At 66.2% G+C, this 19546-nt stretch carries 19 protein-coding genes; 7 read left to right on the top strand and 12 right to left on the bottom strand.

What is annotated here, in order from left to right:
* Positions 1 to 46: 46 nt before the first annotated feature.
* A complete protein-coding gene (purB, locus tag AC5P9L_RS10235; protein WP_012480782.1) occupies positions 47 to 1414 on the bottom strand; it encodes an adenylosuccinate lyase in 1368 nt (455 codons plus the stop codon).
* A 293-nt stretch (positions 1415 to 1707) separates the two neighbouring features.
* Here purB and AC5P9L_RS10230 point away from each other — a divergent pair, with 293 nt between their 5' ends.
* Positions 1708 to 3135, top strand: a complete 1428-nt coding sequence (locus AC5P9L_RS10230) for a class II fumarate hydratase (protein ID WP_012480781.1) — start codon at positions 1708 to 1710, stop codon at positions 3133 to 3135.
* Between the two features lie 103 nt (positions 3136 to 3238).
* Here the strand turns inward: AC5P9L_RS10230 and AC5P9L_RS10225 are convergent, their stop codons facing one another.
* The 7 genes from AC5P9L_RS10225 to AC5P9L_RS10195 all read right to left on the bottom strand — a co-directional run bounded on the left by AC5P9L_RS10225 (position 3239) and on the right by AC5P9L_RS10195 (position 7818).
* Positions 3239 to 3664: a hypothetical protein gene (locus tag AC5P9L_RS10225; protein WP_005413932.1), complete on the bottom strand. Its 426-nt coding sequence runs from the start codon at positions 3662 to 3664 to the stop codon at positions 3239 to 3241.
* A 100-nt stretch (positions 3665 to 3764) separates the two neighbouring features.
* Positions 3765 to 4376 (bottom strand): YggN family protein, encoded by a 612-nt coding sequence (locus tag AC5P9L_RS10220; RefSeq protein WP_005413931.1) that lies wholly within the window; start codon positions 4374 to 4376, stop codon positions 3765 to 3767.
* A 30-nt stretch (positions 4377 to 4406) separates the two neighbouring features.
* Positions 4407 to 5294, bottom strand: a complete 888-nt coding sequence (locus AC5P9L_RS10215; RefSeq protein WP_111117867.1) for a GIN domain-containing protein — start codon at positions 5292 to 5294, stop codon at positions 4407 to 4409.
* Positions 5295 to 5319: 25 nt separating this feature from the next.
* Positions 5320 to 6348 (bottom strand): ABC-2 transporter permease, encoded by a 1029-nt coding sequence (locus tag AC5P9L_RS10210; protein WP_049459368.1) that lies wholly within the window; start codon positions 6346 to 6348, stop codon positions 5320 to 5322.
* The gene (locus tag AC5P9L_RS10205; protein ID WP_005410262.1) at positions 6345 to 7220 is read right to left on the bottom strand and encodes an ABC transporter ATP-binding protein; all 876 of its coding nucleotides are present in this window, start codon (positions 7218 to 7220) and stop codon (positions 6345 to 6347) included. The genes AC5P9L_RS10210 and AC5P9L_RS10205 overlap by 4 nt, the downstream gene beginning before the upstream one ends.
* Entirely contained in the window at positions 7220 to 7579 is a 360-nt protein-coding gene (locus AC5P9L_RS10200) for a GntR family transcriptional regulator (protein ID WP_005410261.1), read from the bottom strand. The genes AC5P9L_RS10205 and AC5P9L_RS10200 overlap by 1 nt, the downstream gene beginning before the upstream one ends.
* A gap of 2 nt (positions 7580 to 7581) precedes the next feature.
* On the bottom strand, positions 7582 to 7818 hold the full coding sequence (locus AC5P9L_RS10195; RefSeq protein ID WP_062607391.1) for a hypothetical protein: 237 nt from the start codon (positions 7816 to 7818) through the stop codon (positions 7582 to 7584).
* A gap of 365 nt (positions 7819 to 8183) precedes the next feature.
* Between AC5P9L_RS10195 and AC5P9L_RS10190 the strand changes: the two genes are divergently transcribed.
* The 5 genes from AC5P9L_RS10190 (at position 8184) to AC5P9L_RS10170 (ending at position 12144) form a co-directional block, all read left to right on the top strand.
* The gene (locus AC5P9L_RS10190) at positions 8184 to 8771 is read left to right on the top strand and encodes a glutathione peroxidase (protein ID WP_032966917.1); all 588 of its coding nucleotides are present in this window, start codon (positions 8184 to 8186) and stop codon (positions 8769 to 8771) included.
* A gap of 96 nt (positions 8772 to 8867) precedes the next feature.
* Positions 8868 to 9845, top strand: coding sequence for an FKBP-type peptidyl-prolyl cis-trans isomerase (locus AC5P9L_RS10185; protein ID WP_005413927.1), 978 nt, complete (start codon positions 8868 to 8870; stop codon positions 9843 to 9845).
* A 23-nt stretch (positions 9846 to 9868) separates the two neighbouring features.
* Positions 9869 to 11218 (top strand): UDP-glucose dehydrogenase family protein, encoded by a 1350-nt coding sequence (locus AC5P9L_RS10180; RefSeq protein ID WP_005410257.1) that lies wholly within the window; start codon positions 9869 to 9871, stop codon positions 11216 to 11218.
* A complete protein-coding gene (locus AC5P9L_RS10175; RefSeq protein WP_005410256.1) occupies positions 11211 to 11453 on the top strand; it encodes a SlyX family protein in 243 nt (80 codons plus the stop codon). The genes AC5P9L_RS10180 and AC5P9L_RS10175 overlap by 8 nt, the downstream gene beginning before the upstream one ends.
* Before the next feature lie 10 nt (positions 11454 to 11463).
* Positions 11464 to 12144 carry a DUF2058 domain-containing protein gene (locus AC5P9L_RS10170; RefSeq protein ID WP_005410255.1) on the top strand — a complete coding sequence of 227 codons (681 nt, stop codon included), beginning with the start codon at positions 11464 to 11466 and terminating at the stop codon, positions 12142 to 12144.
* A 48-nt stretch (positions 12145 to 12192) separates the two neighbouring features.
* Here AC5P9L_RS10170 and AC5P9L_RS10165 read toward each other — a convergent pair whose 3' ends face one another.
* The 4 genes from AC5P9L_RS10165 to AC5P9L_RS10150 all read right to left on the bottom strand — a co-directional run bounded on the left by AC5P9L_RS10165 (position 12193) and on the right by AC5P9L_RS10150 (position 18243).
* Entirely contained in the window at positions 12193 to 13380 is a 1188-nt protein-coding gene (locus tag AC5P9L_RS10165) for an MFS transporter (protein WP_062607387.1), read from the bottom strand.
* A gap of 86 nt (positions 13381 to 13466) precedes the next feature.
* On the bottom strand, positions 13467 to 16151 hold the full coding sequence (gene metH / locus AC5P9L_RS10160) for a methionine synthase (protein WP_076739336.1): 2685 nt from the start codon (positions 16149 to 16151) through the stop codon (positions 13467 to 13469).
* A gap of 57 nt (positions 16152 to 16208) precedes the next feature.
* Entirely contained in the window at positions 16209 to 17300 is a 1092-nt protein-coding gene (locus tag AC5P9L_RS10155) for a homocysteine S-methyltransferase family protein (RefSeq protein ID WP_024957244.1), read from the bottom strand.
* A gap of 13 nt (positions 17301 to 17313) precedes the next feature.
* A complete protein-coding gene (locus tag AC5P9L_RS10150; RefSeq protein ID WP_005410251.1) occupies positions 17314 to 18243 on the bottom strand; it encodes an ArsR/SmtB family transcription factor in 930 nt (309 codons plus the stop codon).
* A 153-nt stretch (positions 18244 to 18396) separates the two neighbouring features.
* Between AC5P9L_RS10150 and AC5P9L_RS10145 the strand changes: the two genes are divergently transcribed.
* Positions 18397 to 19545, top strand: coding sequence for an acyl-CoA dehydrogenase family protein (locus AC5P9L_RS10145; protein WP_495230611.1), 1149 nt, complete (start codon positions 18397 to 18399; stop codon positions 19543 to 19545).
* The last annotated feature ends 1 nt before the right edge of the window (position 19546 follow it).

The following is a 19546-nucleotide window of genomic DNA, read 5'->3' as shown; positions in this document are numbered from 1 at the left end:
GCCTGTCGCAGGCAGCGCCCGCGGCCGCCGCCGCAAAGGAAACCCCTTAGATCTTCTTCGCCAGGGCCTCGGCCAGACCCGTGTAGCTGCCGGGGGTCATCTCCAGCAGGCGCTGCTTCGCATCCGCCGGCAGCTCCAGCCCCTGCACGAACGCACGCATCGACTCGGCGGTGATGCCCTGGCCACGGGTCAGCGCCTTCAGCTGCTCGTACGGGTTCGGCAGGCCATGGCGGCGCATCACCGTCTGCACGGCCTCGGCCAGCACTTCCCAGGCCGCGTCCAGATCGGCATCCAGGCGCTGCGGGTTCACTTCCAGCTTGCCCAGGCCCTTGGCCAGCGAATCCAGCGCCACCTGGCTGTGGCCGAACGCGGTGCCCAGTGCGCGCAGAACGGTGGAATCGGTCAGGTCACGCTGCCAGCGGCTGATCGGCAGCTTCGCGCTGAAGTGCTCGAACAGCGCGTTGGCGATACCGAAGTTGCCTTCCGCATTCTCGAAATCGATCGGATTGACCTTGTGCGGCATCGTCGACGAGCCGACTTCGCCTTCCTTCAGGCGCTGCTTGAAGTAGCCCAGCGAGATGTAGCCCCAGATGTCGCGGGCCAGGTCGATCAGGATGATGTTGGCACGGCGTGCGGCATCGCCGATCTCGGCGACGTTGTCGTGCGGTTCGATCTGCGTGGTGTACGGGTTGAACACCAGGCCCAGGCCGGTCACGAAGCGCTCGGCGAAGGCCGGCCAGTCCACGTCCGGGTAGCTGGCCACGTGGGCGTTGTAGTTGCCGACCGCGCCGTTGATCTTGCCGGTCAGCTCGACCGCGGCGATCTGCCTGCGCTGGCGCTCCAGGCGCGCGACCACGTTGGCCAGCTCCTTGCCCAGCGTGGTCGGCGAGGCAGTCTGGCCATGGGTGCGCGACAGCATCGGCTGGCCGGCCTGGGCGTGGGCGAGGTTGCGCAGCGTGGTGGCGATGCCGTCCAGGGTCGGCAGCAGCACCTCGCGGCGGGCCTGTTCCAGCATCAGGCCGTAGCTGAGGTTGTTGATGTCTTCGCTGGTGCAGGCGAAATGCACGAATTCCAGCGCCGGAGCCAGCTCGGCGTCGTCCTTCAGCTGTTCCTTGATGAAGTACTCCACCGCCTTGACGTCATGGTTGGTGGTGCGCTCGATCTCCTTCACGCGCGCGGCCTGGGCCGGGCTGAAGCGGGCCGCCAGCTCGCGCAGGCGGGCGACGGCGGCGTCGGAGAACGGCGCCAGTTCGACGATGCCCGGTTCGGCGGCCAGCGCCAGCAGCCATTCCACCTCGACCACGATGCGGGCCTTGATCAGGCCGTATTCGGAGAAGATCGGGCGCAGGGCGTCGACCTTGCCGGCGTAGCGGCCATCGAGCGGGGACAGGGCGAGCAGGGCGGAATCGGACATGTCGGCAGGGCTGGGACGAGCGGCGGGGGCCATATTCTACGACGTGCCGGTCAGCTAGTGCCGGCCGCTGGCCGGCAAGCCATGGCGGCGTAGGCCGGGCGTGGTTGCCGGCCAGCGGCCGGCACTACCCTTGCGCGCGCAGAACGGCCGTGCAGGTGGAACGATCTGGCCCGCCCTCGTCATCCCATGCTGCGGGCAAGGGAGTATTGTGGCCGCAGCCGCCAGCCCGGGAAGCGACACCCTGCCAGCCGCCGCTTCCCTTTCCCCAACTGAAGTAGTGCGGAGTTGATGCAATGAGCAAAGCTGCAAGCAAGGGTTTCAGAATCGAACACGACAGCATGGGCGAGCTGCAGGTGCCTGCGGATGCCCTGTGGGGCGCCCAGACCCAGCGCGCCGTGCAGAATTTCCCGGTGTCGGGCCAGCGCATGCCGCGCGGTTTCATCCGCGCCCTGGGCCTGGTCAAGGGCGCAGCCGCCGGCGTCAACGCCGAGCTGGGCCACCTGCCGAAGAATGTGGCCAAGGCCATCCAGACCGCTGCTGCCGAAGTGGCCGCCGGCAACTGGGACGCGCAGTTCCCGATCGACGTCTACCAGACGGGTTCGGGCACGTCGTCGAACATGAATGCCAATGAGGTCATCGCCACCCTGGCCAACCGTGCCGGCAAGGCGGGCAAGACCACCGTGCATCCCAATGACCACGTCAACCAGGGGCAGAGCTCCAATGACGTGATTCCGACTGCGCTGCGGGTGTCGGCGGTGCTGGCGACGCACGAGCAGCTGCTGCCGGCGCTGGTGCACCTGCGCAAGACCCTGGACAAGAAGGGCCGCAGCCTGCGCAAGGTGGTCAAGACCGGCCGTACCCACCTGATGGACGCGATGCCGCTCACCTTCGAGCAGGAATTCGGTGCGTGGTCGGCGCAGCTGGCCTCGGCGCAGGAGCGCATCGAAGACAGCCTCAAGCGCGTGCGCCGGTTGCCGCTGGGCGGCACCGCCATCGGTACCGGCATCAACGCCGACCCGCGCTTCGGCGCGCAGGTGGCCAAGGCGCTGAAGCAGCAGACCGGCTTCAAGTTCGACAGCGCCGAGAACAAGTTCGAAGGCCTGGCCGCGCAGGACGATGCGGTGGAACTGTCGGGCCAGCTCAATGCGCTGGCCGTGGCACTGATCAAGATCGCCAATGACCTGCGCTGGATGAACGCCGGTCCGCTGGCCGGGCTGGGCGAGATCGAACTGCCGGCACTGCAGCCGGGCAGCTCGATCATGCCGGGCAAGGTCAACCCGGTCATTCCGGAAGCCACGGTGATGGCCTGCGCGCAGGTGATCGGCCACCACACCGCGATCACCGTGGCCGGGCAGACCGGCAACTTCCAGCTCAACGTCACCCTGCCGTTGATCGCGGTGAACCTGCTCGATGGCATCGGCCTGCTGGCCAATGTGTCCAGGCTGCTGGCCGACAGCGCGATCGCAGGGCTGAAGGTGCGCGAGGACCGCGTGGCCGAGGCGCTGGCGCGCAACCCGATCCTGGTCACCGCGCTGAACCCGATCATCGGCTACGAGAAGGCAGCGGCGATTGCCAAGCGTGCCTACAAGGAACAGCGCCCGGTGCTGGACGTGGCGCTGGAAGACAGCGGGCTTGACGAGGCCGAGCTGCGTCGCCTGCTGGACCCGACTGCGCTGACTGCTGGTGGCATCCAGGCTGGCGGTGGTGGCGCCGGGGGGTGATCTGCCGGTTGCAGAGTCGAGCCACGCTCGACGGTTGTTCCGGAGTCGGGCATGGCTCGACTCTACGGAAACGAAGAACGCCGCCCTCGGGCGGCGTTTTTCTTCAGCGACGGTCGGCGACGATGTTGCCGAAGGTGTCGGTGTAATCCTTGAACTCGGGGATGCGCTGGATCAGGTCGGCCGGGATCACCTCCATGCCCTCCGGCGGCTGGATCTTCACCGGCTGCATGTTCGGATCGGCCGGTGCGGCCACCAGCGTGTTCTGGCGCAGCACCTGCAGCTTGCCGAACATCGTCTGCAGCATCTGCTTCTGCCCGTCGTCCAGCGGAATCTGGATCTCGTCCACCTTCATCGTGCCGTCGCCGAGGATGATGATGTTCGGTGCCGGCGGGCGGCGCACGGTCACCATGCCTTCGCTGACGGAAATCTTGGGCTTGCCGCGCTCGGCGCGGTGATTGCGGTAATCCTTGTCGCAGCCGACCAGACCCAGGCAGAGCAGGGTGGCCAGCAGCAGGAACAACTTCTTCATGGCGTTCGGTTCGGGGGCATCCGGGGCCCCCATTGTAAGCCCGCCGACAGTGCCCGACCGGCAACGGAAGGCCGCAGCCGGTCGGGTGCGTCGATTTGTCTCAGTTGGAGAACGTGACCGAGTTGTCCTTGCCGCAGTCGTCCACGTCGCTCTGGTCCATCGTCGCGTAGGGCTTGAACGCCGGCAGCTCGCGCGCCAGTGCCTGCTGGCTGGCCAGCATCGCCGGCAGGCGATCGCAGATGCGCTTGGCCTGGGCCTCGATCTTGGCGGCTTCGGCGTTGATGCGCTTCTCCACCCCTTCGCTGTCGCCGCTGAAGATGCCCTTCAGCGCTTCACCGGCGGCGTTGGCGCCGAGCTTGGCGCCGGCCAGCCCGACATCCATGCCCGCCATCGCAACGGCGACCACGTGACCGCGGTACTCCTGCAGGTGGCGGCGCTGGACGTCGTTGGCGGCGACCTCCTTGCCGGCGATCAGCAGGCGGCCATCCGGCGTGATCTCCGCACGCGGCTGCTTGTCGGCCGAGATCTTGATGTTGCCCTGGGCGATGTCCTTGCGGGCATCGTCCATGGCTTCCTTGACGGTCTGGCCGACGCCGCTGGTGGCTTCGGCGACGCTCTTGCCGACGCTCTTGTCGGGGGCGGAGGACGTGCCACCACAGGCGATCAGCGGCAGGCACAGCAGGGTGGCGGGCAGCAGGCGCAACAGGTTCATGATGTTCCCCTGGACGTGTGTGGAAGAGGATTACTTGCTGCGCGGCAGGGTGACCCGGCCGCTGACGTTGCGGTGTTCGATATCGCCGCTGCCGCTGTGATCGATGGTCAGGCTGCCGCGTACGCCGTCCACCTGGATGTCGCCCGAGCCGTGGCTGCGCACATGCACGTTGCCGCCGATATCGGCCAGATCGATGCCACCGGAGCCGACCACGCCGACTTCGACGCTGCCCTGCACGCGCTTGAACTCGATGTCGCCGGAGCCGACCGTATCCAGGCGTGTGTTGCCACGCACATCGGTGATCTTCAGGTCACCCGAACCGACAGTGCCGGTGATGGCATCGCCGCCGATGTTGCGGGCATTGACGTCGCCCGAACCCAGCGACAGCAGATTCAGCGAACTGCCGCCATCGATGTTGAGGTCGCCGGAACCCACTGCAGCGTGGATGCTGCCACGGGTACCGCGGGCCACCGCGTCACCGGAGCCGACGTCCACGCTGAGCGACTGTGCGTTTTCCACGCTGGCGTCACCCGAGCCGACCTTGAACTGCAGCGGCAGGTTGTCCGGCACGCTGCCACGGATATCCAGCCAGGCGTAGCTGTTGCCCAGGCTGATGCCGCTTTGGCGGCCGTCGCGGCGCAGGCTCACCACCAGCTTGTCGCCCACCTTGCGCTGGTCCAGTACCAGCTGGTCCAGCCATTCCTGGCTGGACGCGCAGGCGCGGCCGTCCAGCTGGCCGCCGCCAGCGCTGGCGACCACCTTCAGGTCATGCTGGTTGACCTCGAACACCACCGTCTTGGCACCGGCCACGTCCAGCTTCAGTGCCCGGGCGGCAGTGAACTTGCAATTCGGAGCATCGGCGGCCAGCGCCGACAACGGCAACAGCAACAACGCAGAACAGGCGAGCAAAGAACGCATGGGTGGTGCCTCCGGGTGGATGGAATCAGATCTCGCCGGCGCGCTTGCGCAGGCGGATGGCGAGGAAGATGAACAGTGCCCCGACGGCCGCACCGATCCACAGCTCCGGCATCGCCAGCGACTTCAGCTGCGAGGCGGGGGACATCAGGCTGACCACCGAATCCAGGTCGCGGCGCGAACCTTCACCTGCGCCGAGGCGGTACAGCAGGTCCATGCCGGGCACGCCGCCCAGCAGCAGGCGGCCGACGATGTTCTGCCAGAACCAGCCGGTGGTCAGGCCGAACAGCGGCATGATCTTGGTGGTGCTGACGATGACGCCGGCAAACAGTGGCAGCATCACCGCCCACAGGAACGGCTTGCTCTTGGCCCAGGCCGAGCACAGCAGCAGCCACCCTGCAGTGGGCAGGGCCCAAAGCGCGTAGACCGGAATCCAGCTCAGGTGGCCAGCGGCCAGGGTCAACGGGCTGGCGGGCCCCCAGATCAGCGCCATCGGGCTGCCACCGTGCATCAGCGCGACGATGCTGATGATCAGCATGAAGCCGAACATGGTGATGATGCCGGCAATCACCGCGATCAGCGGTGCCACGATCAGTGCGCTGATGACCTTGGACAGCACGGTCTGGGTATCGGACAGCGGCAACGACTTCCAGAACAGGATGCTGCGGTCGCGGCGGTCGTCGTACAGGGCGCCGAGGCAATAGAAGAACACCACGAAGGCCAGCACCAGGAACGGCCATGCCGAGCTGAGCACCAGAGTCAGGTCAAGGCCGTTACCGAGGTCGGCAAGGTCCTTGCCGTCGATGTTGCGGGTGAGCAGCGCCAGGTCCAGGCCATTGACGTTCACGCTCTCGCCATCGACATGCAGCGCACCGTTGCGCGCCGCGCGGTTCAGCGCGAACAGGCCGAAGGCGATGCCGACGGTGCTCATCACCAGCGAGATCAGGCCGGCGATCAGCGGGGCATACAGGAAACCGCCGCGGTTTTCCCAGTACTCGCGCTTGAGCAGCCAGCGCAGCGTGCCGAGGGGGCTGACGGGATGGTTGACGGCATTCATGCGTAGGTCCCCTTCATGACGGCGACGAACAGGTCGGCCAGGCCCGGGCTGCGGGTCTCGCCAAGGGTGGAAAGCTGGGCGCGCGGTACGCCGTCGAACAGCATCACGGTCTTGCCGAACGCCAGGCTGCGTTCGTCGATCGGCTTCAGGGCGCGCGCGGTCTCCAGCTGGTCGGCGTTGACCAGCAGTTCGGTGTAACGCTGGCCGACCTCGTCCATTTCCGCATCGAGCACGATGCGGCCATCACGGATGAACATGACGTCGCTGAGGATGTGCTCGATCTCTTCCACCTGGTGGGTGGTGACGATGATGGTCTTCTGCTCGTCGAAATAGTCTTCCAGCAGGCGCTGGTAGAACTCCTTGCGGTACAGGATGTCCAGGCCCAGGGTGGGCTCGTCCAGTACCAGGATGCGGGCATCGATGGCCATCACCAGTGCCAGGTGCAGCTGCACGATCATGCCCTTGGACAGCTCGCGCACGCGCTGCTTCGGCTGCAGCTTGGTGTTGGCCAGGAAGCGCTCGCAGCGGGCGCGGTCGAAGCGCGGATGCACGCCGGCGACGAAATCGATGGCTTCGCGCACCTTCAGCCAGCGCGGCAGCACGGCGACGTCGGCGATGAAGCAGATGTCGTTCATCAGTTCGTCGCGGTGCAGCCGCGGGTCGCGCCCGAGCACGCTCAACTCACCTTCCACCGAGGTGAGGCCAAGAATGGCCTTCAGCGCGGTGGTCTTGCCGGCGCCATTGGGACCGATCAGGCCGACGATGCGCCCGCTCGGAATGCTGAAGCTGGCACTGTCGAGGGCAACGGTGGACTTGTAGGCCTTGCGCAGGCCGCGGGCGGTGATGACCGGTTCGCTTGCGGTGCTATTCATCAGACTTTCCCCTGGGGCAGCAATTCGTCGAGGCTCAGGCCCAGGCGCTGGATGCGCTCCAGCACGGCCGGCCATTCTTCATTGAGGAAGCGCTCGCGCTCGCTGCTGCGCAGCTGCGTGGCGGCCTGCTCGGTCATGAACATGCCCAGCCCGCGGCGCTTTTCGACCAGACCTTCGTCGGCCAGTTCCTGGTAAGCGCGCGAAACGGTGATGGGGTTCAGTTGGTAATCGGCGGCCACCTGGCGCACCGAAGGCAGGGCATCGCCCGGCTTGAGGATTCCGTCGAGCATCATGGCGATCACGCGCTCCTTCAACTGACGGTAGATGGGAGCGCCGTCGCTCCACTGGATGTCGCTCATATTCAGCTCCGTGGGGTCAGCGGCTGGGCGAACGAGAAATACGGCATGGACAGGGAGCTGTGCAGCCGACGCGGGGGAGGGGGGGAGGAATCGGCGTTCCCGGCCGGTGTAGCGATTGCATCCTGCGCACTGTCGGACGAGGCGGGGGCGGTGGGCGTGGCCAGCCAGGCCAGCACGATCAGGGTCGAAACAGCAGCGGCCGCGGGTGCGGTGAGGTTGCGACGGATCCGGGCGTTCATGGCTTCCCCCTGTCTCAGGTGACTGGTGTTGTATGCAACTATAACACCGGCACGCCTACGTGCAACCCCTTGCCGTCCCCAACTGATGGCAGGGGTGGTCAAATCGCTGAAATATCCGTTTATCCGATTGATTCGGAAGGGAAATCCGGTTCTGGCGCGGGCCGACCCAGGCCCGCCTTCCATTCAGCGTTGTCCATGCTATGTCATTACTGCGCCGTTGCTGGCGGGTCGTGCAGGAAAGCGCCACGCCGCGCAAAGCCACAGGCGCCCCTTGCAGCAAGGGGGAAGGGGGCCCGGTGCTATAGTTCGGCCGACTCCGGCCGCTACCGGCCGGCCCTGTGAATGGCCACCGCGGACTGCTCTCGATGCCTTTGCCGACCGTTATGCCGCGCCGCCTGCGCGGCCTGTCCCTGCTGACCCTGCTGGTAGCCGGCCTGGCCGGTTCCACCCACGTGCTGGCGGCCGATCTTCTCGACCTCGACTACCGCCCGCTGGCCAGCAAGCAGCAGGTCAACCTGCAGCAGCGCTACCACGGACAGGTGCTGCTGGTGGTCAATACCGCAAGCAAGTGCGGCTATACCCCTCAGTACGAAGGCTTGGAGGCGCTGCAGAAGCGCTATGCCGGCCGAGGTTTTGCCGTGCTCGGCTTCCCGTCCAACGATTTCAAGGGCCAGGAGCCCGGTGACGAGAAGCAGATCCAGGATTTCTGCACGCTCACCTACGGGGTCAAGTTCCCGATGTTCGAGAAGGTGCACGTGGTCGGTGCGGAGGCGACGCCGCTCTATCAACGGTTGACCGCGGCCACCGGCGTGGCCCCGGGCTGGAATTTCCACAAGTACCTGGTCGGCCGCGATGGCAAGGTCATCGCCCAGTTCGCCAGCAAGGTGACGCCGGATGATCCGCAGCTGACTGCGGCCATCGACAAGGCGCTGGCCGCAGCGGCCGCACATTGATATCCGGCACGGATGCCTCGACATCGACGGCATGCGTGCGACAATGCTTCTTTTCGCGCCGACGTCGGCGCCCAGACACTTCCAGGAATGCAGCGAATGAAGATGGGAATGCGCGGCGCCGCGGCGTCGGTTCTGATTCTGGCGATGGGCACTTCAGGTGTCGCTCTGTCGCAACAATCGGCTGCCCCCGCAGCCGCCAAGGAGACCGCAACCTTGAATTCCCCCAAGCAGAAGCTCGGCTACGCCATCGGCCTGGACGTGGCCAAGTCGTTCACCCCGATCGCCGATGAGATCGACGTGGCCGCGCTGCGCACCGCCGTGGAGCGTTCGTTCGAAGGCCTGCAGCCGCAGATCACCCAGGAACAGGCCAAGGCCACCGACGCGGCCCTGCGCCAGGTCGTGATGGCCCGCAGCGGCCAGCAGGTGCCGGGCATGGCGCCGGGTTCGCAGCCGCCGAAGGTCGACCGCGTCAAGGTGTCGCAGATGATCGGTTCCTACTCTGTGGGCCCGTCGCTGGCGCAGCTGAAGGACGACATCGATGTTGCCTCGCTGTTTGACGCGATCAGCACCGGCCTGACCAAGGGCCAGCCGAAGATGACGGAAGCTGACGCGACCGCCACCATCCAGGCCTTCATGGGCAGCAAGCAGGCTGAAATGCAGGCCAAGGCTGCCGCTGCTGCGCAGACCAACCGCGAAGAAGGCAATGCCTTCCTGGCCAAGAACAAGACCCAGCCGGGCGTCGTGACGACGGCCTCGGGCCTGCAGTACCAGGTCATCCGCCCGGGTAGCGGCGAGCGCCCGCTGCCGAGCAGCAAGGTGCGCGTGAACTATGAAGGCAAGCTGCTCAACGGCACCGTGTTCGACAGCTCCTATGGTCGTCAGCCGGCCGAGTTCGGCCTGGACCAGGTGATCAAGGGCTGGACCGAGGGCGTTGCGCTGATGCCGGTCGGTTCGAAGTACCGCTTCTGGATCCCGGGCAATCTGGCTTATGGCGAGAACGGTACGCCGGGTGGCCCGATCGGCCCGAACGCGACTCTGACGTTCGACGTCGAGCTGCTGGGCGTCCTGCCGTAAGCCACCACGGAGCCTGCACGGACATGCGCGTTGCGATTTTCGGTACCGGTTATGTAGGTCTGGTGACCGGTACCTGCCTGGCCGATGTCGGTCATCAGGTGGTCTGCGTCGATATCGACCAGGCCAAGGTGGATGGCCTCAACCAGGGCATCATCCCGATCTATGAGCCCGGCCTGGAGCCGATGGTGAAGGCCAACCACGCCGCGTCGCGGCTGGCATTCACCACCGATGCCGCGTCCGCGATCGCGCATGGCCAGGTGGTGTTCATCGCCGTCGGCACGCCGCCGGACGAGGACGGCAGCGCTGACCTGCAGTACGTACTGGCCGTGGCCCGTACCATTGGCCGGCACATGAGCGTGCCGACCGTGGTGGTCAACAAGTCGACGGTGCCGGTCGGCACCGCCGACAAGGTGCGTGCGGCCATTGCTGAAGAACTTGCCGCGCGTGGCGCGGACATCACCTTTGACGTGGTGTCCAACCCGGAATTCCTGAAGGAAGGCGACGCGGTCGCCGACTGCATGCGCCCGGACCGCATCATCATTGGTGCGACCAGCGAGGAGTCGGTCGCGGTGATGCGTCGTCTGTATGCGCCGTTCAACCGCAACCACGACCGCGTGGTGGAAATGGACGTGCGCTCGGCCGAGCTGACCAAGTACGCGGCGAACGCGATGCTGGCGACCAAGATTTCGTTCATGAACGAAATCGCGAACATCGCCGAGCGCGTCGGTGCCGACGTCGAGCAGGTCCGCCAGGGCATCGGCTCGGACCCGCGCATCGGCTGGCACTTCATCTACCCGGGCGCCGGCTACGGTGGCTCCTGCTTCCCCAAGGACGTGCAGGCGCTGGCCCGCACCGCCCAGCAGCACGGTCTTGAGCCGAAGCTGCTGAACGCGGTGGAAGCGGTCAACGATGCGCAGAAGGGCCACCTGTTCGCCCTCATCCAGCGTCATTACGACAAGGGCGAGGACGAAGGCGTGCGCGGCAGGACCTTTGCCGTGTGGGGCCTGGCCTTCAAGCCGAACACCGACGACATGCGTGAAGCCTCCAGCCGTCGCCTGCTGGCGCAGCTGTGGGAGGGCGGTGCCACGGTGCGTGCCTACGACCCGGAAGCGATGCATGAATCGCAGCGCATCTTCGGCGAGCGCGATGACCTGGTGTTCTGCAGCAGTGCTGATGAGGCCCTCGAAGGGGCCGACGCGCTGGTGGTGGTCACCGAGTGGAAGCAGTTCCGCAGCCCCGACTTCCAGAAGCTGCGCGAGCAGCTGAAGGACGCGGCGGTGTTCGATGGGCGCAATCTGTACGATCCTGCCGAAGTGGAAGCTGCCGGCCTGGCGTACTACGGCATTGGCCGGGGGCGTTCGCTGCATGTCTGACCTGCTGCCGACCGAACGCGAGCAGGCGCTGGAAGCGCGCCTGGTCGAACTGGAAATGCGCGTGTCCTTCCAGGAACAGGCGCTTGCCGAATTGAGCGATGCGCTGGCCGATGCCCGCATGCAGGGCATGCGCAACGCCGACGTGCTGCGTGTGCTGCTGGAGGACCTGGGCAAGGTCCGCAACGCACTGAATTCTTCCGATCCGGCGAGCGAACCACCGCCGCCGCACTACTGATCCGAATCCTATGAGCGATACCCTCCGCGACCAGCTGATGGGCCTGGGCTTCAAGCCCGCGCCCAAGCCCGAGCGCAAGAATGATGGCCCCCGCCGTGATGGCCGCCCGCAGGGCAAGGGTGGCAACGGCAATGGAAAGCCGCAGGGCGCTGGCAAGGGCGAGCACAAGCCCGGCGAGCGTCGCGGGCATGGCCACGGTGGCCCGGGCAGGCCCGGCCAGTCGCGTGGCCCGGGCCAGCAGGGCCCGCGCAAGCCGCGCAGCGCCGAAGAGATGGATCTGGCCAAGGCCTATGCCATCCGTGCGCAGCGTGAGAAGGAAGAGCGCATCGAGACCGAGCGCCTGAAGCAGGAAGAAGCACGCGTGCGCCGCGAGGCGAAGGCCAAGCTGGAAGAACTGCTGAAGGACAAGGGCCTGAACTCCGAGGCGGCTGATATCGCTCGCCACTTCCCGTATGGCGGCAAGATCAAGCGCATCTACGTGACCGCCGAACAGCTGACCGCGCTCAATGCCGGTGAGCTGGGCGTGGTCCAGCTCAATGGCCGTTACCTGCTGGTGACCGCCGAAGTGCTGGCACAGTCCGAAGCGGTGTTTGCCGCATCGGTGGCACTGAAGGTCGACCCGAACGCGCCGGCCGAGGAAGATCCCTACGCGGACCCGCAGTACCAGGTACCGGACGACCTGGTCTGGTAACTGCACCTGCTGCACGATGAAAACGCCGGGCATTGCCCGGCGTTTTCGTTACCGGACGCGCGCAGTGCTGTGGCGTGCACGGATCAACGGCAGGCTCAGCGCGAAGAAGCACAGCAGTGCGCCGACCAGAGCGAATCCGCTACCTGCGAGGAAGGCCGTGCGTCCCTCGTCGATCTTCCACAATTGGCCGGCGATGAGCGCGCCCAGCACGCCGCCGACACCGGACGAGAAACCGTACAGCAGGCCCTGGCCATGGCCATTGAGGCGTCCGGGGAAGTAGATCGCCAGCATCTGCATCGCCGCGGCGAAGAACGCGGCAAAGCCCAGCGCGTGCGCGGTCTGCGCCAGCAGCATCACCGGCAGGTTTTCCGGGAACAGCGCGGTCACCGCCCAGCGCAGGCAGGAGCTGACCAGCGCGATCAGCAGCATCCAGCTGGCGTCATAGCGGCGGAAGAAACGGCCGATGGTGAAGAACACGCCCACTTCGAACACCACGCCGATGGTCCAGAGCAGGCCGAGCGTGGATGTGCGATAGCCGTGGTGGTCCATGTAGACCGAGAAGAAGGTGTAGTACGGGCCGAACGAGAGCTGCTCCATGAAAGCGGCCAGGAAGAACGCCAGCACCGGCGGGCGGCGCACGATCTGCCAGAAGCCGCTGGCATCGCCGCCGGTCCTGCCGATGTCGCGTGCGTAGTGGTTGCTGAAGGCCGAGGCGACCAGCAGGACGAACAGCGGCAGCATCATCCAGGGCAGCAGCCCGGCGCGGCCGGCGGTGCCGTCACCTTCGATCAGCCAGCCGAACAGGGTGACGATGGCGATGAACCCAAGCGAACCCCAGACCCGGATCAGGCCGTAGCGGTGGCTGTCGCTGCCGAGATGGGTGAGGGTGATCGACTCGAACTGCGGCATCACCGCGTTGTAGAAGAAGCAGAACACGATCATCGCCGGATACATCCATGGCTGCGGCAGAGGCAGCAGGAATGCGGCGAAGCTGATCAGGGTCAGTACGCAGCCGATGCGCAACAGTCGGATCGGCCGCGGTGAGGTGGCTGCCAGCGAGGTCCAGGCACTGGGTGCAACCACGCGTGTGGCATACCACAGCCCCATCATCACGCTGATGGCGGTCACGCTCATCCCGCGTGCAGTGAGGAACAGGCTCCAGTACGGAGTGAACGCGCCCAGCGCCGCGTAATAGAACAGGTAGAAGCTGGAAAGACGGGCAACGGGAACGGTCATCGCGGAATGATGAAGCAAAAAGGGGACGGAGGGGATTAAGTCGTTTGAGGCACAAACGACTTAATCCCCTCCGTCCCCTTTTCGGGTCATTCGGGATCGTAGTCGAGGTTGGAGGCCAGCCAGCGCTCGGCCTGGGCGCGCTCCACGCCCTTGCGCCGGGCGTAGTCGGTGACCTGCTCGCGGCTGAGGCGCCCGACCACGAAGTACTGGCTTTGCGGATGGCTGAAGTAGTAGCCCGATACCGCGGCGGTCGGAAGCATCGCAAAGCTCTCGGTCAGTTCCATGCCGGCGTTGGCCTCGGCCCGCAGCAGATCGAACAGGCGCCGCTTCTCGCTGTGCTCGGGGCACGCCGGATAGCCGGGAGCGGGGCGGATGCCACGGTACTGCTCATCGATCAGGGCGTCGTTGTCCAGCGTCTCGGCCTGGTCATAACCCCAGAATTCCGTGCGTACACGCTGATGCAGGCGCTCGGTCAGGGCTTCGGCGAAGCGGTCGGCCAGGGCCTTCAGCAGGATCGCGTTGTAGTCGTCATGCTCGGCTTCGAAGCGCGCCACGTGGGCATCGATGCCGATGCCGGCGGTGACCGCGAACGCGCCGATCCAGTCCTGCCTGCCGCTGTCGGTCGGCGCGATGAAATCGGCCAGGCAGAAATCCGGACGCTCGGCCGGCTTGGCCACCTGCTGGCGCAGGAAGTGCAGGGTCGTCTCGCCCTGTGGGTGCTGCACGCGCACGTCGTCGCCGACGCTGTTGGCCGGCCACAGGCCGAACACGGCCTTGGCGGTCAGCCACTTCTCGCCGACGATGCGGTCGAGCATCGCGCGGGCATCGCGGTACAGCTCGCTGGCCTGGCTGCCGACGATCTCGTCGGTGAGGATCGCCGGGAACTTGCCGGCAAGCTCCCAGGCCTGGAAGAACGGCGTCCAGTCGATGTACTCGACCAGCTCGGCCAGCGGATAGTCATCGAAGACGTGCAGGCCTGGCTGCTTCGGTGCGGGCGGCGTGTAGTTCCCCCAGTCGCCCTGGAACTTGTGCCCGCGTGCATGTTCCAGCGACACCAGGCGCTTGGCATCGCCACGATTGCGGTGCCGTGCCCGGATCTCGGCATAGTCGGCCTCGTTGGCGGCAACGAAGGCTTCGCGCAGGTCGCGCGAGATCAGCGACTGGGCTACGCCGACCGCGCGCGAGGCGTCCTTCACCCACACCGTAGGCGCTTTGTAGTGCGGGTCGATCTTCAACGCGGTGTGCGCGCGCGAGGTGGTGGCGCCGCCGATCAGCAGCGGCAGATTGAAACCCTGGCGCTCCATCTCGCGGGCGACGTGGCTCATCTCCTCCAGCGAGGGAGTGATCAGACCGGACAGGCCGATCAGGTCGGCGTTGTGCTCGCGCGCGGCATCGAGGATCTTCTGCGCCGGCACCATCACGCCAAGGTCGACCACCTCGAAGTTGTTGCAGGCCAGGACCACGCCGACGATGTTCTTGCCGATGTCATGCACATCGCCCTTCACCGTGGCCATGATGATCTTGCCGTTGCTCTTGGCAGTGTCGCCGCTGCGCGCCTTCTCCGCCTCGATGTACGGCAGGAGGTAGGCCACGGCCTTCTTCATCACACGCGCGGATTTCACCACCTGCGGCAGGAACATCTTGCCGGCGCCGAACAGGTCACCGACGATGTTCATGCCGTCCATCAGCGGGCCCTCGATCACGTCCAGCGGGCGGCTGGAGGCCTGTCGGGCCAGTTCGGTGTCTTCCTCAACGAAGGCATCCAGGCCGTGCACCAGTGCATGCGCCAGGCGCTGCGCCACCGGCTTGTCGCGCCAGGCCAGGTCTTCGGTCTTCGCCGCACCCTTCCTGCCCTTGTAGCGCTCGGCGATCTCCAGCAGGCGTTCGGTGGCATCGCTGCGGCGGTTGAGGATCACATCCTCCACGCGCTCACGCAGCTCCGGCTCCAGCTCATCGTAGATCGGCATGGCACCGGCATTGACGATGCCCATGTCCATACCGGCGGCGATGGCGTGGTACAGGAACACCGAATGGATGGCCTGGCGCACCGTTTCGTTGCCACGGAACGAGAACGAGACGTTGGAGACGCCACCGGAGACATGGCAGTGCGGCAGGGTCTGCTTGATGATGCGGGTGGCTTCGATGAAGTCCACCGCATAGTTGTCATGTTCTTCGATGCCAGTGGCGACGGCGAAGATGTTCGGGTCGAAGATGATGTCCTGCGGCGGGAAGCCGATCTCGTCGACCAGGATGCGGTAGGCGCGGGTGCAGATCTCGACCTTGCGCGCGCAGGTATCGGCCTGCCCGCTTTCATCGAAGGCCATGACCACCGCGGCGGCGCCATAGCGCAGGACCTTGCGCGCGTGTTCGCGGAAAAGCGCCTCGCCTTCCTTCAGCGAGATCGAGTTGACCACGCTCTTGCCCTGCAGGCACTTCAGGCCGGCCTCGATCACGCTCCACTTGGAGGAGTCGACCATCACCGGGATGCGGGCGATGTCCGGCTCGGACATGATCAGGTTGAGGTAGCGGGTCATCGCCGCTTCCGAATCGATCAGGCCCTCGTCCATGTTGACGTCGAGGATCTGCGCGCCGCTTGCCACCTGCTGGCGGGCCACGTCCACCGCTTCTTCGTAGCGGCCTTCCTTGATCAGCTTGCGGAACTGCGCGCTGCCGGTCACGTTGGTGCGTTCGCCGACGTTGATGAACAGCAGGTCCGGGGTGATGACCAGGGGTTCCAGGCCGGACAGGCGGGTAGGGCGGACAGGCGTCATGGCAGGCGTCGGCTCAGCAGCAATAGGGCGGGAAGTGCGGAACGGTGGCGGCGACATTCATGCGGCCTGCTCCCGGGTGCCGGGCAGTGCGCGCGGCGGCAGCCCGGCCACAGCCGCGGCAATGGCGCGGATATGGTCGGGCGTGGAGCCGCAGCAGCCGCCGACCAGGTTCAGCAGGCCATCTTCGGCGAAGCCTCGCAGGGTGCTGGCCATGTCCTCCGGCGTCTCGTCATACTCGCCGAAGGCATTGGGCAGGCCGGCATTGGGGTGTGCGCTGACGTAGCAGTCGGCGACCTGCGCAAGGGTTTCCACGTGCGGTCGCATCGCATCGGCGCCCAGCGCGCAGTTCAGCCCGATCGACAGCGGCCGAGCATGCGCCAGCGAGGCATGGAAGGCTTCCGCAGTCTGCCCGGACAGGGTGCGACCGGAAGCGTCGGTGATAGTGCCGGAGATCATCACCGGCAACCGCGCGCCGCGCGCATCGAACGCTTCCTCCAGCGCATACAGCGCGGCCTTGGCGTTGAGCGTGTCGAAGATGGTCTCGACCATGATGGTGTCGGCGCCGCCGTCGATCAGGCCCTCGATGGCTTCGCGGTAGGTGTCGCGCAGTTCGTCGAAGCTGGTGTTGCGGAAGCCCGGATCGTTCACGTCCGGGCTGATCGAGGCGGTGCGGCTGGTCGGGCCGACCACCCCGATCACGAAGCGCGGCTTCCCCGGGGTGGTTGCGGCCACGGCGTCACAACAGGCGCGCGCGACCGCAGCGCCGGCCTTGTTCAACTCGTACACCAGGTGTTCGAGGTGGTAGTCGGCCTGGCTGACCGAAGTGGCGTTGAAGGTGTTGGTCTCGACCAGGTCCGCGCCCGCTTCCAGGTAGGCGGTGTGGATGTCTGCGACGATCTGCGGCCGGGTCAGCAGCAGCAGATCATTGTTGCCCTTCAGGTCATGGCCCTCCGGTGCCGCGTGGTCGCAGCCCGGGCCATGTGCATGGTCGTAACCGCCGGCGAAGCGTTCGCCACGGTAATCGTCTTCCTGCAGGCCGTGGCGCTGGATCATCGTGCCCATCGCACCGTCGATGATCAGGATCCGCTCGCGCAGGGCGTCGAGCAGGGCGTTGGCACGCTCAGGATGCAACCAGGGCAGGGCAGGCATGGCGTTCTCGGGCTCAGGGTTTGTGGGCGATCAGCGAAATCACTTCGAAGTGCGGCGGACGCTTCTCGCGGGTGACCGTCTCCAGGCTGGATACCTGCAGGCCGGCCTTGTCGACGAACCTGCGCAGCTCCTTGTCGCTGAAGCCGAGGTTGACGTGGCCGTAGGCCTCCACCGCGGCCTTGTGTTCATGGCGGGCCAGGCTGCACAGCAGCAGGCGCCCGCCCGGGCGCAGCACGCGCGCGCCTTCGGTCACCGCCTGCGCCGGCTTGCTGGCGTAGGTCAGCGCGTGCATCAGCACTACCAGATCGAAACTGTTGTCCTTGAAGGGCAGCGCATGCATGTCGCCCTCGCGCACTTCCACGTTGGGCAGACGGCGCAGGCGCTCGCTGGCGGCGGCGACCACGCGCGCGCTGGTGTCGATGCAGATGTAGCGCTTGGCATGCGGGGCCACCAGTTCGGCCAGCACGCCGTCACCAGAGGCGATGTCCAGCACGTCGCCGGTCTCCAGCAGCGGCAGCGCGGTGCGGGCGAGGGCTTCCCAGGTGCGCCCCGGGGAGTAGTGGCGTTCCATGTCGCCGGCCACGCTGTCGGCCCAGTTCTGGTCGGAGGCGCGGTGGGCCAGCACGGCAGCGACGCGTTCAGCGTCCTGGCGCAGCAGCGGGTCATCGCTTCCGTTGCTCAAGGCATGCCACAATGCACGCTGCGCCGGGTCCAGCTGGGCCTCGTCGAAGCGGTAATAGGCCGATACGCCCGCACGGCGGTCGCGGACCAGGCCGGCTTCCTTCAGGCGCGCCAGGTGGGTGGACACGCGTGGCTGTGCCAGCCGGGTGATCGCCGACAGTTCGGCCACGGTCAGTTCCTCCTGCTCCAGCAGCGCCAGCAGGCGCACGCGGGTCGCATCGGCGAACACCTTCAGGCGGGTCGACCAGTCTTCAAGATCCATAAATATCTACCTATCGCGATATAGAGATATATTCGCTGAAAGGGCCCGTCGCGGTCAAGTCGCCAGCGTACGGAAACAGCCGGGCCCCGGTACAATCGGGACACCTGGGCGCGCCGTATGTAGCCCATAACTTCATGTACCCGGGAGGGTGTTGTGGATTTCAGCTTTACCGAAGAGCAGTTGATGCTGCAGGACGTTGCGCGGCGCATCGCGCAGGAGAAGATCGCCCCGAGCGCGGAGCACCATGACCGTACCGGCGAGTTCCCGCTCGACAACATCCGCCTGCTGGGCGAGAACGGCCTGATGGGCATCGAAGTGCCGACCGAATACGGTGGCGCGGGCATGGACCCGGTTGCGTACGTGCTGGCGATGGTGGAGGTCGCCGCCGCCGACGCAGCCCATTCGACCATCATGTCGGTCAACAACTCGCTGTTCTGCAACGGCATCCTCACCCACGGTACCGAGCAGCAGAAGCAGACCTACGTGCGTGCCATCGCCGAGGGCGAGGCCATCGGCGCGTTCGCGCTGACCGAGCCGCAGTCCGGCTCCGATGCCACCGCCATGCGCTGCCGCGCGGTGAAGCAGGCCGACGGCACCTTCGTCATCAACGGCAAGAAGAGCTGGATCACCTCCGGCCCGGTGGCCAGGTACATCGTGCTGTTCGCGATGAGCGAGCCGGACAAGGGCGCGCGCGGCATCACCGCCTTCCTCATCGATACCGACAAGGCGGGCTTCGGTCGCGGCAAGACCGAGCCGAAGCTGGGCATCCGCGCTTCGGCCACCTGCGAGATCGAGTTCAACGATTACGTGGCGAAGGCCGAAGACGTGCTGGGCCAGGAAGGCGAGGGCTTCAAGATCGCCATGAGCGTGCTCGATGCTGGCCGCATCGGCATCGCCTCGCAGGCCATCGGCATCGCCCGATCCGCCTATGAGGCGACCCTGGAATACGTGAAGGAGCGCAAGGCCTTCGGCGCGGCCATCGGCACCTTCCAGATGACCCAGGCCAAGATCGCCGACATGAAGTGCAAGCTGGACGCAGCGCTGCTGCTGACCCTGCGTGCCGCGTGGGTGAAGGGCCAGGGCAAGCGTTTCAGCACCGAAGCAGCGGTGGCCAAACTGACCGCTTCGGAAGCAGCGATGTGGATCACGCACCAGGCGGTGCAGATCCACGGCGGCATGGGGTACTCGAAGGAGATGCCGCTGGAGCGTTACTTCCGTGATGCCAAGATCACCGAGATCTACGAGGGCACCTCGGAGATCCAGCGCCTGGTGATCGCGCGCAACGAGACCGGGTTGCGCTGAT

Source organism: Stenotrophomonas sp. YJH_SMC_64, from assembly GCF_059371375.1.
This window is presented reverse-complemented; position numbering and strand designations above follow the sequence as displayed.

Bases quoted from the DNA above. Each gene is read 5' to 3' on its own strand.
- purB (WP_012480782.1), bottom strand. From the start codon at position 1,414: ATGTCCGATTCCGCCCTGCTCGCCCTGTCCCCGCTCGATGGCCGCTAC.
- AC5P9L_RS10230 (WP_012480781.1), top strand. From the start codon at position 1,708: ATGAGCAAAGCTGCAAGCAAGGGTTTCAGAATCGAACACGACAGCATG.
- AC5P9L_RS10225 (WP_005413932.1), bottom strand. From the start codon at position 3,664: ATGAAGAAGTTGTTCCTGCTGCTGGCCACCCTGCTCTGCCTGGGTCTG.
- AC5P9L_RS10220 (WP_005413931.1), bottom strand. From the start codon at position 4,376: ATGAACCTGTTGCGCCTGCTGCCCGCCACCCTGCTGTGCCTGCCGCTG.
- AC5P9L_RS10215 (WP_111117867.1), bottom strand. From the start codon at position 5,294: ATGCGTTCTTTGCTCGCCTGTTCTGCGTTGTTGCTGTTGCCGTTGTCG.
- AC5P9L_RS10210 (WP_049459368.1), bottom strand. From the start codon at position 6,348: ATGAATGCCGTCAACCATCCCGTCAGCCCCCTCGGCACGCTGCGCTGG.
- AC5P9L_RS10205 (WP_005410262.1), bottom strand. From the start codon at position 7,220: ATGAATAGCACCGCAAGCGAACCGGTCATCACCGCCCGCGGCCTGCGC.
- AC5P9L_RS10200 (WP_005410261.1), bottom strand. From the start codon at position 7,579: ATGAGCGACATCCAGTGGAGCGACGGCGCTCCCATCTACCGTCAGTTG.
- AC5P9L_RS10195 (WP_062607391.1), bottom strand. From the start codon at position 7,818: ATGAACGCCCGGATCCGTCGCAACCTCACCGCACCCGCGGCCGCTGCT.
- AC5P9L_RS10190 (WP_032966917.1), top strand. From the start codon at position 8,184: ATGCCTTTGCCGACCGTTATGCCGCGCCGCCTGCGCGGCCTGTCCCTG.
- AC5P9L_RS10185 (WP_005413927.1), top strand. From the start codon at position 8,868: ATGAAGATGGGAATGCGCGGCGCCGCGGCGTCGGTTCTGATTCTGGCG.
- AC5P9L_RS10180 (WP_005410257.1), top strand. From the start codon at position 9,869: ATGCGCGTTGCGATTTTCGGTACCGGTTATGTAGGTCTGGTGACCGGT.
- AC5P9L_RS10175 (WP_005410256.1), top strand. From the start codon at position 11,211: ATGTCTGACCTGCTGCCGACCGAACGCGAGCAGGCGCTGGAAGCGCGC.
- AC5P9L_RS10170 (WP_005410255.1), top strand. From the start codon at position 11,464: ATGAGCGATACCCTCCGCGACCAGCTGATGGGCCTGGGCTTCAAGCCC.
- AC5P9L_RS10165 (WP_062607387.1), bottom strand. From the start codon at position 13,380: ATGACCGTTCCCGTTGCCCGTCTTTCCAGCTTCTACCTGTTCTATTAC.
- metH (WP_076739336.1), bottom strand. From the start codon at position 16,151: ATGACGCCTGTCCGCCCTACCCGCCTGTCCGGCCTGGAACCCCTGGTC.
- AC5P9L_RS10155 (WP_024957244.1), bottom strand. From the start codon at position 17,300: ATGCCTGCCCTGCCCTGGTTGCATCCTGAGCGTGCCAACGCCCTGCTC.
- AC5P9L_RS10150 (WP_005410251.1), bottom strand. From the start codon at position 18,243: ATGGATCTTGAAGACTGGTCGACCCGCCTGAAGGTGTTCGCCGATGCG.